This window comes from Aerococcus viridans (genome assembly GCF_002083135.2).
Taxonomy (GTDB): domain Bacteria; phylum Bacillota; class Bacilli; order Lactobacillales; family Aerococcaceae; genus Aerococcus; species Aerococcus viridans_C.
Window position 1 is genome coordinate 1,835,557 of record NZ_NBTM02000001.1, and the last position, 13,734, is coordinate 1,849,290.

Below are 13,734 nucleotides of genomic sequence, written 5' to 3' on the forward strand. Positions count from 1 at the left end.
CTCCTAATTCATTGCTTTAAAATGATAACGGTGCGAAACAAAATCTTCTGTCATTGGCGCTTCATACCATCCCATCCACTCCAATTCGCTACCCGTAAAAACTTCTTTACTAGCCACATTTTCATAGATTTTATCTGATTGAAGTCCATGTAATTTCACTTGATGAATCGATGCTTGGGCTGTATTCAATACCCCAAAAGTAAAAACTAATATTTCAGATTTGTCTTCATTGGTAAACATCCATGCCGTTGCGTTACCTTCAAAAGGACTTTCTAAACGAGTGAAATCACCGTATTGTACGAGTGGTCGGATCTCTTTATAAACGGCGACTTGTGATTTGACTAAGTCTTTTTCTGCCGAACTTAGTTGCGTTAAATCCAACTCATAGCCCAATACGCCACTCATTGCTACGTCACCGCGGGTATCAAACGGTGTAATTCGCCCTGTTTGATGATTGGGTACTGCGGATACATGTGATGTCATCAAGGAAGTTGGATAAAATAAGGATGTTCCGTATTGGATATTTAACCGTGCAAGGGCATCTGTATTATCACTCGTCCATGATTGGGGCATATAATATGCGAAACCAACATCAAAACGACCACCACCACCTGAACAGCCTTCCCATAAAATATCAGGATATTTTGTTGTTAAATGTTCTAGCATTTCATACAAACCTAAAGTATATCGATGTAAGACTTCGCCCTGTTGATGTGCAGGTAAATTGGCCGAATAAATATCTGAAATATGTCGGTTCATATCCCATTTAATATAGTCAATGTAGCCTTCATCTAAAATGGCTTCAATTTGGGCGATGACATTATCTCTAACCTCTTTACGGCCAATATCTAATACAAATTGTTGACGACTCGGGTATGGTGTGCGTCCTGGGACTGCTAAACGATAGTCAGGATGTTTACGTAACAATTCAGAATCTTCAGAAATCATTTCTGGTTCAAACCATAAGCCAAATTTTAAATCTTGACCGTGGACATAATCGGCAAATTGACGTAATCCTTTAGGGAATTTCCGTTTATCTACGAACCAATCTCCAAGTGAACTATCATCATTATCTCGGTGTCCAAACCAACCATCATCTAATACGAACATTTCAATACCTAATTGCTTGGCTTCATCTACGATTGGACGCAATTTTTCCTCGTTAAAATCAAAATAAGTTGCTTCCCAATTATTCACCAAGATTGGGCGAAGTGCGTGTTGATGATTTCCTCGAGCCACGCGGTCACGAATCAATCCGTGGAATGTTTGACTCATTTGATTTAACCCGTTATTGGCATACACCATGATGACTTCAGGTGTTTGGAAGCTTTCGCCGGATGCAAGTTGCCAAGAAAAAAGTTCTTCATTAATACCAATCACCACACGGGTTTGTTGAATTTGATCGCGTTCAATTTCTAACGCATGATTTCCTGAATATACAAGCGCAAAACCATAGGCTTCACCATGAAACTCGTCTGTATGTCTTTGCGCCAAAATCATCGTATTATTCATTTGATGACTTGAGGTGCCGCGACGACTTGCTAAACGTGTTTGGCCATATGTCAATGATTGTCGGCTAATATGACGTTCATTGACATGAGCTCCAGGTAAGGAAATCAAATCAAAATCTTGCGCAGGTAAATCGAGTGCCATAGATGCGATTTTATCAATCATAATAGTTTGATTGGAAATATTTTGTAATTTTACTGACCGCGTAATGACAGAACGTTCAGCATATATGGTATAGGATAAAGCTAATTCGAGACCAGCATGGGGATCCACTAACCAAATGACTAACGTTTCAGCCTCATCATCATGGCCTACGTAAGATGACGGAAGTCCCTCTAGTTCGGGCTTGCCTGAAATGATTTCGTAGCGACTATATATGAATCGAGTGGCTTGACTCCCATTCTCTTGTTTCACTAATATCGCTGGAATACGGTAGTCACCTTCACCAGTGCCACTATATTCTCTCAGCAAAGTATCAGGTGAATAGCCTCTATCTACACTATCTGGTAAATTACCTGAAAAACCACGGTCAATACGTGGGTATTTTCTTTGTCCATGATAGTTTTCAATACGTGATCCGAAATACAGATGACTTAATAAGCCACCTTCTTCAACGCTTAACAGATATGAAATACTTGCATTTCTCAGGTGAAAAACCTGTGTTTCCGTATCAAATGTGATGAAATGAGCCATAATTTTCTCCTTTTGATTCATTAGTATTGATTTACTAATTTATTTACTAAAAGTTTACCAATAAGTAAGCGCTTTACAAATGGCATTTTGTTTCCTAAACATGGTATAATGTTGCCTAATTAGGGAGGCATAAAAGATGACTTTAAATACATACAATGAATTTGATAATAATAATTTTGATTTAAACATTGATCATTATGGGTTTGAATCCTGTCCCCCGAATTATGCTTTCGGTCCAAGCGTTCGTAATAACTTTGTACTACATTATATTATTGAAGGTAGTGGGCAATTCACTATATATAATAAGGTGACGTCATTAGGTGCTGGAGATATTTTTATCCTACCTAAAGATGCCGTCACTTACTATCAAGCAGATGGTGATCAGCCGTGGTCTTACATATGGGTTGGTTTTTCCGGATCGAGAGCGGAAAGCATTTTATTGCAATCTAGTCTTATGGCAAAATGTTTTGCCACAAGTCAAAAGGATTCAAAAATTTTGAATCAAATGTATCGTTTAATTGCCTATGCGGATAAAAAATTTACTGAAAGTAATGAATTAGAAATTATAGGTGAATTATATAAATTGTTAGCTTTCTTAATTGAAGAATTTCCAAACCAGGAAGCGCAGGAAAGTCATAACAACCACAAGAAGTATATGAAGCAAGCTTTGAAGATTATTCATAGTCAATATGATACCCCCCTACAAGTTACCACAATAGCTGAAAAATTAAATTTGAACCGCAGTTATCTTTATAAGATATTTAAGGAAGAAACAGGACAGTCAATAAAAGATTATATATTAATGGTCAAAATGAAGAAAAGTTGTGATTTGTTAATCAATTCCTCCTTGACCATTTCTCAAATTGCTAGTTCCGTGGGTTTTACTGATCCTTTAGCATTTAGTAAGGCATTTAAGAAAACTTATCAGGTTAGTCCCCTTCAATTCCGTAAAATCAATGAATGAACACAAAAAGGATCACTTACCATGAGGTAAATGATCCTTTTTGTTAACGTCTAATATGACGTGATTATTTTAAGATAACTTGTTCTTCAGCAGCAATAACTTCTTTTTCTGCAGCTGGTGCTTCAATAGAACCGAATGGCATTTCAGCAACTAATTCCCAAGCTTCAGGTAAATCTAACAATTCACGAATTGCTGCGTCAAATCCTTGCTCGTAGCCAATGTTGAAATGTTGTAAGTTTGCACCTAAACCTAATTCAGTTAATGCTAACCAAGCTGTTAATTGCGCATTTGCTGATTCGTGATTTTTGTAAACTGAACGACGTTCTGGGTTACCAGGGATACCTGCTTCAACAGCGTCACGGTCTTCGAAGAATAAGATTGTACCAACTGCTTCACGCGCACCATCCATGATTGGTGTCATGTAGTTTAATGTACCTGCGTCTAATACTTCTGTTTGTACACCTTTAATCAAGTCCCAAAGTTGTTGGTTTTTTTCACCAGAAACGACAACAACACGTACACCTTGTGAGTTAAATGCACTTGGTACAGTTGGAATCACTTCGTTTAAAGCAGCAGCTACATCTGAAGCAGTCACATCAGTGTTAGCACCGATAGCGTAGTGAGAACGACGTTTAGTTAATAAATCTTTAAAAGCTGACATAAATTAAATACTCCTCTTAATTTCAAATTTTTTAAAAAACAAGTTCCAATTAGAACTATTTATAGTCTACATGCTTACTTTTTAAAAGTCAATTATCAAGTTCATCAATGTGCAATCTTCTACTTTTAAGTTATCAAAGGACTATATTCGGTACGCTTTTGGTACCATATCAAAACAATTTAGATAACATACTCATTGGCCCCAATATATTCTTTTAGGAATTACTTGGTTCTCTCTTCTTTTGGATTAGTGAAGATTTCATCCGGCCGTCCTGATTCAACGACCACCCCATCGTTCATAAAGACAACCCAGTCCGCAACTTTGCGGGCAAAATCCATTTCGTGCGTCACGATGACTAGTATTGTGTGTCCTTTTGCCAAGTGTTCGATGGTTTCAAGTACCTCATTCACTAATTCTGGGTCTAAGGCAGACGTTGGCTCATCTAGTAGAATTGATTTAGGTTGTACGGCAAGTGCCCGGGCAATACTTACCCGTTGTTGTTGCCCACCTGATAAAGTCACTGGGTACTGATTTTTTTGTTTCGACAAGCCCACTTGTTTCAATAATTTTTCACCAAACTCAGCAGCTTCGTCTTTTTTCATGACATTATTTGAAATTAACGATAAAGTAACGTTCTCTAAAGCTGTCTTATTTCTGAACAAATTATAGTGTTGGAATACCATGGCAGTTTGCTGTCTTAAGGCAAAGGCATCTTGCTTCTTGATATCCGGTGCTATGACTTTAACCCCGTTAATTTCAATGGTTCCTGATTCTGGTGATTCCAGTAAGCTTAAACTCCGCAAAAAGGTCGATTTTCCTGAACCTGACGGCCCAATAATCGCGACAACTTCCTCTTCGTTCACTTGAAAGTCAATCCCCTTCAATACAGTGTTATCATTAAATTTTTTTCCCTTCCAAGTCTTCAATCGCTTGGACGTCAGAATCAGCTAGCACACCTAAGGTTGTAATTTATTTGCTTAAGACTATTGCAATTCATTATTCCATCATCTTTTTGTTATAATTAAAGTAGTAGATAGAAGGAGGTTGCCAAGATGACCAGTCATTATTCTGAAGAATTTACTAGGGATAAACCCTATTCAGTAACAGTCGCCTTTATTAGCCACTTTAACGCCTTACACCAAACCATGAAGAGATTATTAGCGGATGATGATGCTACTTTCTTCCAATGTGTAGAAGAATTGGCCAAAACAAACCAAGTAATCAAACGTAACCATCAATTTTTAGACCAGATTCGCCAGTTACGCAACTTGTTGACCCACCACAAGACAGAGGTTGAAGTAAACCTGGCTTATCCTTCTGAAGAAACCAATCAACAACTCTTTGAAATCAACAAATTACTGACAGAAATACCGTCAACTAGAAAATTTATCAAACCAGTTTTTGCCATTAATATGGATGATAGTCTAGAAAAAGCCTTGACTGATTTACACCACCATCAAGTATCCCAATTACCCGTCTTCAATAAGGAACGCTTGGTATCCGTTATTTCTGCAGAACTCATCACCAAATTTATTGCGGATGAAATTACCAAAAATGCTTGGTTCTATATGGACTTCTCCAAATATCAAGTAAGGCAAATCATCAATCATAGCCATCATAAGAAAATTACCAGTAAACAAATCATCTCACCCGATACCCCAATTTTTGAATTAGATGATTTAATGGTCGACTTGATGCGCAACAACCGAAATGAAGTCTTATTGATTTCGGAAGAAGACGATGTCCGAAAACCTAAAGATATTATTGGAATTGTCACTCAACGGGATATTACGACGATTCTAAATTATTTATAAGATGAGGGTAGACAAAAAAGCTAGCGAAAATTGCCGCTAGCTTTTTGATGTGTGCCTTCTTCAACAAGGACTTATTCAGCTTGATGATCAAATTGCGATTGGTATAGATTGAAGTACTTACCCTCTTTTTCTAATAAACTTTGATGGCTGCCTTGTTCTAAGACATGGCCGTTTTCCATATATAAGATTTGGTCGGCATTTTCAATCGTTGACAATCGGTGGGCTACGATAAAGGTTGTATGGTTGACCATCATTGCATCAAAGGTTTCTTGAATCGCCTTCTCCGTCATCGTATCAATTGAAGATGTCGCCTCATCCAATATCAACATATCTGGGTCTGTCAGCATAATTCGCGCTATACAAATTAATTGTTGTTGTCCTTTAGATATATTAGCCCCGCTTTCACTTAATTTAAACTGATAATCTTGGTCCATCTGCATGATCATGTCATGGATTTGGGCTTTTTTAGCCACAGCAACCACGTCTTCCATGGTTGCGCCCGACTTACCGTATGCAATATTATCGAAAATGGTTCCTTCAAAAATCCAAGAATCCTGTAAAACCATCCCAAAGTTTTGTCGTAGATAGCTACGTTGCATATCTAAGGTGTTGACACCGTCAATATGAATCCCGCCGGCTACTGGGTCATAAAACCGCATCAGAAGGTTGATAAGGGTCGTTTTCCCAGCCCCAGTAGGACCTACAATGGCTACTGTATCCCCAGCCTTTATATGGACGTTTAAGTCTTCAATTAAAGGTCGTTGGCTATCATAATGGAAGGTTAAGTCTTTAAAATCAACTGCACCTTCAACCGATGCAATTTCTGCTTGATCGCGTGAAGGTGTCTCTTCCTTAGCTCCCATCAGTTCATGGACGCGAGCAGCCGCAGCTAAAGATGTTTGCATTTCATTAATAATAGAAGAAATATCATTAAATGGCTTGTTGTATTGGTTGGCGTAAGTTAAGAATGAAGAGAAAATCCCCACACTCAATTGGCCAGATAATACAGTAAAAGCACCAACTACACCCACAACAGCATACACAATGGAGTTTAAAACACGAGACGTAGGGTTAATTAAGGCCCCATAAAATTGTGACCACAGACCTGACTCATGCACTTTTTGGTTAATACTGGTAAATTGTTCAATGGCGTCGTCTTCAAAGGTAAAGGCACGGACAATCATTTGCCCTTGGGCCATTTCATCCACGTATCCACCGAGTTCCCCACGTAAATTGACCTGTTCAGTAAAGCGGTGGTAGGTTCTACTGGCAATAATATAAGAAACAACCACAGAAATTGGGGTCAAAATAATGACAATTAGCCCGATTTTAACATCTAGGGATAACATCATCACGATAACCCCGATAATTAAAATCACTCCAGAGAATAAGTTATTAAAACTCTGTAATAAACCATTACCGACTAAATCGACATCATTAATGACGCGAGAAACGAGATCCCCTAAAGAATGGTTATCCACGTATGATAAAGGCAGTTTTTGTATCTTATTAAAAGCGTCTCTATGTAAGTCCGCAATAATATGGTAGGTTAATCGGTTAGACATCTGGTTTTGTAAATACTGAGCTAGGGCTGCAATTAAGGCGAACACACCCAGCCAGATAATGGCTTGCCACAGAACTTTAAAATCCACTTGGTCCAGGCCAACGATTTCATTCACTGCCTGTCCGATTTGAATGGGTATTAAAACTTGAAAAAGAACAGTAATTGTTGAAAATAGGAATAAGCCGATTGTAGTCCAACGGTAACGTTTAATGTAATCCATCAGCCACGAGAATGTTGTTTTATCCATCTGCTAGTCCTCCTTTTCTTCTTGCATCTGTGAAGCAACAATCGCTTGATATATATCACTGGTTGCTAATAAGTCATCGTGACTACCAACACCAGCACTGCGCCCATTATTCATGACTAAAATTTGATCAGCCTGTTGTACTGAAGATACTCGCTGTGAAATCATGATAATCGTGGTATTTAATTTGCTTAATGCTTGGCGTAATTTCGATTCAGTGGCGAAGTCTAAGGCACTTGATGAATCATCTAGTATTAAAACTTGCGGTTGGCCAACTAGGGCACGGGCAATCGTTAGCCTTTGCTTTTGTCCACCTGAAAAGTTTTTACCACCTTGTCGAACGGGCATGTCTAAGCCCTGGTCATTTTGAGCGACAAAGTCCTTCGCTTGTGCAATTTCTAAAGCTTGCCACAAGTCTTGGTCACTGATATCCTTTTTGCCCATCAATAGATTATCTCTAAGGGTCCCTGTAAATAAAGAGGCTGATTGAGGGACTAGACCGATTTTTTGACGGTAGGCATTCAGGTCTAAGTTTTGAATCAAGCTATCGTTAATGATAATTTGGCCCTGGTTGACATCGTCATTACGTAACAACAGGTTAACTAAGGTCGATTTACCGGATGCCGTCCCCCCGATAATCCCAAAGAAGGAACCAGGTTTGATATCAGCTGTGATATTTTCAATGGTATTACGCTCTCCGTATCCAAAAGTTACATCATCAAATTGAATGGCTAAGGGTTCATGCCCAGAAAGTTTGTCCTGGCCACTTAAGATTTCTGGTTTAATGGCTAAAACCTCATCAATTCGGTTAATCCCAGCAATCCCGCGACTAAATACAAGCAAGATATTCACAAGTACATTTAAAGCCAAGAGAATATTATTCATATATTGAACTAAGGCAACGACATCCCCTTGCATAAACTGGCCATTATTTACCAATCTTCCTCCGAAGAACAAGATAAAGGCAATGGCTAAGTTGACTAAGAAAAGGCTTGACGGGTTAGCTAGCGCTTGGAAGGCGCCCATGGTTAATTGCTCGCCTCTTAAAGTCAGGTTTTGTTTTTCGAATCGGTCGACTTCATGTTTTTCGTTGGCGAAGGCACGAATGTCCCGGATGCCTGAAAAGTTTTCACGCACAATACGTGATAATTGATCCATACGACGTTGGATTTGGCCATTTTGTTTATTGGTAAAAATATTAATGTATATCAAGATAGCACCAATGACCAATCCACCGATGATAAATATAGGCGCCAAGGTTGGACTCACATAAAACGCCATCACAATTGAACCGATTAATAAAACTGGCACACGAGAACCCAGTCGAATCATTAAGGCAATGGCCAATTGTAAGTTTTGTGTATCATTTTCGATTCTTAGAACCACTGACGAAGCTGTAATACTATCCAATTGCTTTCTATCCATACGGTTTAATGTTTTAAACATTTCTAACCGCACTTCAGTCCCAATATCCTGGGCAACTTTAGAAGCCAAATATTGACAAACCAAGGCCGTTAAATAACCTAGTAAAGGCAATACCGCTAACAAGATCCCTTGTCTTATGATTACTGATGGATTGTCTTGATTAATCCCCATGTTAATTAATGTAGCCATCACGATAGGCACTAATAACTCTAAAATGGCTTCGGCTACTTTAGCCATAAATGCCAAAAAGGCTTGGCCTTTATTTTTAAGTAATATATCTTTAACCCGCATACACTCTCTCCTAGCACGATTATTCTCATTCTAAAATATCATACCACTAATTTTTGATTAGTTGGCAGTATTAAGCCTCTATCAACTTTCTTAAACAATTCTTTACTAGCTTATTTTTCAAAAAATACAAAAACAGGACAATCAACAGGGGCGCTTTAAAATATATTTGATACTTTATTGCTCATACAGCAGATTCTCTTTCCAATTTTGCAATACATGATATTATTAACCAAAAAAATGCACGAAACTCACCTCTCGGCAATTTCGTGCATTTTTTTATTTTAAGTGATTATCTATCTTCTTCAGCTACTGGTTTTTTCCAGAAACCTAAAACTAAGGCTGAGATAATTGAACCGATAATTACCGCTAAGATTAGTAGTAATGGTTGGTTACCTAACGCCACCATAGTGATGATACCACCATGTGGTGCAGGTACATTAGTTGCCCAGAATTGTGTTAAACCACCAGCAACTGCAGCTCCTAGTACACTAGAAGTGATCACGCGTAATGGATCAGCAGCAGCAAATGGGATAGCACCTTCTGTAATGAATGTTAGACCCATAATGAAGTTTGTTAAACCTGATTGTTTTTCGGTCTTAGTAAATTTATTTTTGAATAAAACTGACGCCAAAGCGATTGCTAATGGTGGCACCATACCACCAGCCATAACTGCCGCCATGAATTTACCATCACCAGTATCTGTAAAGATACCGATAGAGAAGGCATAAGCTGCTTTATTGAATGGTCCACCCATGTCGATGGCCATCATACCACCAAGTACGGCACCTAGTAATACTAAGTTAGCAGTACCTAGACTTTCAAGGAAGTTCAACATACCTGTATTGATACCAGCGAAAATTGGCCCTAATACAAAGTACATGATGACACCGGTAATTAATAAAGTAAGTACTGGGTAGAATAAGATTGTTCTAGTACCTGCAAGTGATTTTGGTAATCTTTTAAGCATTTCAATGACTAAAATTGTCACGTAACCAGCAAGGAAACCACCAACTAAACCACCTAGGAATCCGGCACCAGCAGTATTTGCTAAAGCACCAGCAGAGAATCCGGCTACTAAGGCTGGTTGACCCCCGATAGATTTAGCGATATTACCAGCTAATACTGGAATTAAGAAAGCAAAGGCTGCAGAACCGATACCGTTGAAACCTAAGAATAAGGCAGATTCGCTACCGGCAAATCGTTCAATTAAGAATGAAATGGCAATAATGATACCACCAGCGATAACGAATGGTAGCATTGCTGAGATACCGTTCATTAAGTCTTTGTATAATGACTTGAAGTTGAAGCGACCTGAACCTGCACCGTCTTCATTTGAAGCATCATCTTCATCTTGACGGTTAGTCGTGTAAACTGGTGCGTCGCCAGATAAAGCTAAATTAATCAATTCTTCAGTTTTGTTGATACCGTCAGCAACTGGACGTTCAACCACTTTTTTACCGTTGAAACGACCCATTGGGACATTTTTACTAACCGCAACGATGATTCCGTCAGCTTTGTCAATGTCTTCTTTGGTTAAACCATGTTTAACGCCTTCAGATCCACGTGTTTCAACTTTAATTTGTACGCCTAGTTCTTGTGCTTTTTTCTTCAAAGCATCTTCAGCCATATAGGTGTGGGCAATACCAGTTGGACAAGCGGTTACCGCAACGATATATGGTTGCTTTTCGTCAACGTTAGCTGCAGAAACATCAGTAGAAGATTCCTCTTCTTTGTTTTCTGCGTCTAATTGTGCTTGTGCTAAGTTTAAAATACCTGTAATAGCTGCAGTATCTTGGGCACCTTTTAAGGCAGCAATGAAGTCTTCGTTCATTAATAACTTAGAAAGTTCAGCAAGTACTTGTAAATGCGTATCCGCAGAGCCACCTTCAGCAGCGATCATAAAGAATAATTCAGCTGGTTGGCCGTCTAAAGATTCGAAGTCTAAACCGCCTTGTTTTTTAGCAAATACAACTGAGGTTTTGGTAACTGCTTCATTTTTCGCGTGAGGCATAGCGATACCATTACCTAAACCAGTACTCATAGTATCTTCACGTTTTTGGATGTCTGAACGGAAACTATCAAAGTCGCTCACTGCTCCAGTATCTACTAATTTTTGCGCCATTTCGTCTAAAATAGCGGCCTTGTTATCTGCCTTCACATCAAGAATCATTAACTCTTCACGTAAAATATCCGTAATTTTCATATCTATCTCCTTCTTTACGACTGTAACCTTTATTTATGTAAAAATGATAGACCGACTGCCCCGTTTAAGGCATCAATGTCTTCTTTCTCCGCCAAGTCTTCTTTAAATGCTGTGGCACTCCCACTTTGTACCGCTAGCACGAAAGCTTGAGAAGCTGGTAAACCTTGTTGTAATCCGGCAACAAATCCGGCAATCATTGAGTCACCAGACCCAACTGTATTGATGACTTGACCTTGAGGTGCATCAGCCTTAACAATACGGTCTTTGTCAATAAATAAGGCACCGTCACCACCCAGTGATACAACGACGTTTTCTGCACCTAATTGTTGTAACTTCTTACCATATAAAACAACGTCATCTATTGTATTAATTTCAACACCGAATAAGTCACCTAACTCATCCTGGTTTGGTTTGACTAAAAGTGGTCCCATTGGTAAGGCTTCGATTAATTCTTGGCTTGCTGTATCGAAGATAAATGGAATACCGCGTTCTTTCAATAAGCTAATTAAGCTTAAGTAGAAATCTTCCGGTAAGCCTTGTGCTTTACTACCTGATAGAACTATCAAGTCTTCTGAAGTCATCATTTGAATTTGTTGGCGCAATTGGTTAATCGCTTCTTCATCAATGACAGGCCCTGCACCATTAATTTCTGTTTCGCTCGTTCCTTTTGTCTTCACATTGATACGTGTTGGACTAGAAATTTCTATAAATTGAGTAGATGACCCCTCTTTTTCCAACCATTCGCGAATAAAGTCCCCTGAGAAACCACCTACAAAACCTAAGGCAATATTGGGTACTTCAAATTGGTTTAGGATTCGAGATACATTAATCCCTTTCCCACCTGGTAACATCTGTTCACGCGTTGATCTATTCGTCTTTCCTGCTTGGATCTCATCAATATACATTAAGTAATCGATTGAGGGATTTAACGTTAGTGTATAAATCAATTGTTGACCTCCTTTATTTTATATACTTGAGTAAAATCTTCTTTTGCATGTCGGTCTTTAAAAATATTTGTAACAACTTGGAATTCGCAATCTAAGTTAACCGTGATTGGATAAGTTCTCTCAAACTTACTTTGGTCAATCATGACATGAACGTCTATACTTTGACTGGCTGCCTGTTCTTTCAAAAAGGCTTCCTCTTCGTCAGTTGTCGTCAGTCCATCATCTAAATCAATCCCATTCATCCCTAAAAACACATGGTGAAAATGGTATTTCTTTAATTGCTTATGAGCGCTTTGACCAACAATTGCTTGGGTATTCGCCCGTAAGGTGCCCCCTAATAATTGGATATTCAAGCCTTTACCAGCTGCAACAATCGCTTGATCGACACCATTCGTGACGATGTTTAATTGCATGTCCGGTGTGATGAAGTCAAGCATTAGTAAGGTCGTTGTACCGGCATCTAGATAAATAGTTTCGCCTTTTTCTATCAGACCCACTGCATGTTGAGCAATGATTCGCTTCTCATTTGCATTATTGAGTACCTTATCACTAAATCGGGGTTCTTCTCCAATTACAGGATTAGCACCCTTCTTCAATTTCGCGCCACCATGGACGCGAATTAAGAGTCCTTCATCTTCCATACTATCTAAATCACGACGCAAGGTTGACTCGCTGGCACCAGTCATGGTGACTAAGGTCTGCAAATCGACCATATGATGCTGGTTTAGGTAATCTAAGATGATCGTTTTTCGTTCCTCTAATAACACCTTTTTCGAACTCCTTACATGTAAATATTTTATAAAGAAAATGCAAACGCTTACTCAATACCACAACCATTATACACGCAAAAACATTCAGAATCAATCATTTTCTTTCAAATAACAAAGAGAACATCAAAATTCATGTTCTCTTCCATATCAAATGCTTATTATTACGGCCTTTTACACAAATCCTTCTTCTGAATAAAACGGTGGCTGCCCCAAATGTTGGATGGCCTCATAACGATTTTGAACAATTTCATCCGCCATAGTTGGTAAATCAGTCAAGTTCACCCATTTTAAATCATCATGCTTATCAGTTTCCATAATGTGCGGTGTACCCACAAATCGGTCGGTCGTCAGATATATATTATAGTAAGTAGTTTCGTCGTCTAAACGTAGGTGGGTTAAGCCAACAAATTCTAAATCGTCTGCTTGAATTAGAATGCCCAATTCTTCATATACTTCTCGAACCATTGCTTGGCGTACCGTTTCCTGTGCTTCAACATGCCCAGATATACAATCCCACTTATTCGCTAACATTTCCGTTTGCCCTCTGTGTTGTAACAGGACTTGCTTTTGCCCACCCAATTTCCGGGTTAAAATTAATATGCCCGCTGAAGGGTTGGTATATCGCAATTTCTTACTTGCCATTTCATCA

Annotated in this window: 11 protein-coding genes; 2 read left to right on the forward strand and 9 right to left on the reverse strand. The window is 38.8% G+C overall.

All coding sequences use genetic code 11. The features are described 5' to 3' along the window. Positions 1 to 3: 3 nt before the first annotated feature. The gene (locus tag A6J77_RS08525; RefSeq protein WP_083069962.1) at positions 4 to 2,202 is read right to left on the reverse strand and encodes an alpha-galactosidase; all 2,199 of its coding nucleotides are present in this window, start codon (positions 2,200 to 2,202) and stop codon (positions 4 to 6) included. A 136-nt stretch (positions 2,203 to 2,338) separates the two neighbouring features. Here A6J77_RS08525 and A6J77_RS08530 point away from each other — a divergent pair, with 136 nt between their 5' ends. Continuing rightward, positions 2,339 to 3,166 (forward strand): AraC family transcriptional regulator, encoded by an 828-nt coding sequence (locus A6J77_RS08530; protein WP_083069964.1) that lies wholly within the window; start codon positions 2,339 to 2,341, stop codon positions 3,164 to 3,166. Positions 3,167 to 3,230: 64 nt separating this feature from the next. On the opposite strand, the gene A6J77_RS08535 is transcribed toward A6J77_RS08530, so the two are convergent. Together A6J77_RS08535 and A6J77_RS08540 are read right to left on the reverse strand one after the other, a co-directional pair. Then, the gene (locus tag A6J77_RS08535; protein ID WP_083069966.1) at positions 3,231 to 3,827 is read right to left on the reverse strand and encodes a nitroreductase family protein; all 597 of its coding nucleotides are present in this window, start codon (positions 3,825 to 3,827) and stop codon (positions 3,231 to 3,233) included. Between the two features lie 221 nt (positions 3,828 to 4,048). Then, the gene (locus A6J77_RS08540; RefSeq protein ID WP_083069968.1) at positions 4,049 to 4,771 is read right to left on the reverse strand and encodes an amino acid ABC transporter ATP-binding protein; all 723 of its coding nucleotides are present in this window, start codon (positions 4,769 to 4,771) and stop codon (positions 4,049 to 4,051) included. Positions 4,772 to 4,879: 108 nt separating this feature from the next. Here A6J77_RS08540 and A6J77_RS08545 point away from each other — a divergent pair, with 108 nt between their 5' ends. Then, positions 4,880 to 5,641 (forward strand): HPP family protein, encoded by a 762-nt coding sequence (locus A6J77_RS08545; RefSeq protein ID WP_003142673.1) that lies wholly within the window; start codon positions 4,880 to 4,882, stop codon positions 5,639 to 5,641. A 71-nt stretch (positions 5,642 to 5,712) separates the two neighbouring features. Here the strand turns inward: A6J77_RS08545 and A6J77_RS08550 are convergent, their stop codons facing one another. The 6 genes from A6J77_RS08550 to A6J77_RS08575 all read right to left on the reverse strand — a co-directional run bounded on the left by A6J77_RS08550 (position 5,713) and on the right by A6J77_RS08575 (position 13,727). After that, on the reverse strand, positions 5,713 to 7,452 hold the full coding sequence (locus tag A6J77_RS08550) for an ABC transporter ATP-binding protein (RefSeq protein ID WP_083069970.1): 1,740 nt from the start codon (positions 7,450 to 7,452) through the stop codon (positions 5,713 to 5,715). Positions 7,453 to 7,455: 3 nt separating this feature from the next. Further along, complete coding sequence (locus tag A6J77_RS08555; RefSeq protein ID WP_083069973.1) at positions 7,456 to 9,165, reverse strand: ABC transporter ATP-binding protein; 1,710 nt, start codon at positions 9,163 to 9,165, stop codon at positions 7,456 to 7,458. A gap of 289 nt (positions 9,166 to 9,454) precedes the next feature. Then, complete coding sequence (locus A6J77_RS08560; protein WP_083069975.1) at positions 9,455 to 11,368, reverse strand: fructose-specific PTS transporter subunit EIIC; 1,914 nt, start codon at positions 11,366 to 11,368, stop codon at positions 9,455 to 9,457. A 29-nt stretch (positions 11,369 to 11,397) separates the two neighbouring features. After that, entirely contained in the window at positions 11,398 to 12,315 is a 918-nt protein-coding gene (gene pfkB / locus A6J77_RS08565) for a 1-phosphofructokinase (RefSeq protein WP_083069976.1), read from the reverse strand. Further along, positions 12,312 to 13,082 (reverse strand): DeoR/GlpR family DNA-binding transcription regulator, encoded by a 771-nt coding sequence (locus A6J77_RS08570; protein WP_083069978.1) that lies wholly within the window; start codon positions 13,080 to 13,082, stop codon positions 12,312 to 12,314. The genes pfkB and A6J77_RS08570 overlap by 4 nt, the downstream gene beginning before the upstream one ends. A gap of 174 nt (positions 13,083 to 13,256) precedes the next feature. Further along, the gene (locus A6J77_RS08575) at positions 13,257 to 13,727 is read right to left on the reverse strand and encodes an NUDIX hydrolase (protein ID WP_083069981.1); all 471 of its coding nucleotides are present in this window, start codon (positions 13,725 to 13,727) and stop codon (positions 13,257 to 13,259) included. Positions 13,728 to 13,734 lie beyond the last annotated feature (7 nt).

Bases quoted from the DNA above. Each gene is read 5' to 3' on its own strand.
- A6J77_RS08525 (WP_083069962.1), bottom strand. From the start codon at position 2,202: ATGGCTCATTTCATCACATTTGATACGGAAACACAGGTTTTTCACCTG.
- A6J77_RS08530 (WP_083069964.1), top strand. From the start codon at position 2,339: ATGACTTTAAATACATACAATGAATTTGATAATAATAATTTTGATTTA.
- A6J77_RS08535 (WP_083069966.1), bottom strand. From the start codon at position 3,827: ATGTCAGCTTTTAAAGATTTATTAACTAAACGTCGTTCTCACTACGCT.
- A6J77_RS08545 (WP_003142673.1), top strand. From the start codon at position 4,880: ATGACCAGTCATTATTCTGAAGAATTTACTAGGGATAAACCCTATTCA.
- A6J77_RS08550 (WP_083069970.1), bottom strand. From the start codon at position 7,452: ATGGATAAAACAACATTCTCGTGGCTGATGGATTACATTAAACGTTAC.
- A6J77_RS08555 (WP_083069973.1), bottom strand. From the start codon at position 9,165: ATGCGGGTTAAAGATATATTACTTAAAAATAAAGGCCAAGCCTTTTTG.
- A6J77_RS08560 (WP_083069975.1), bottom strand. From the start codon at position 11,368: ATGAAAATTACGGATATTTTACGTGAAGAGTTAATGATTCTTGATGTG.
- A6J77_RS08575 (WP_083069981.1), bottom strand. From the start codon at position 13,727: ATGGCAAGTAAGAAATTGCGATATACCAACCCTTCAGCGGGCATATTA.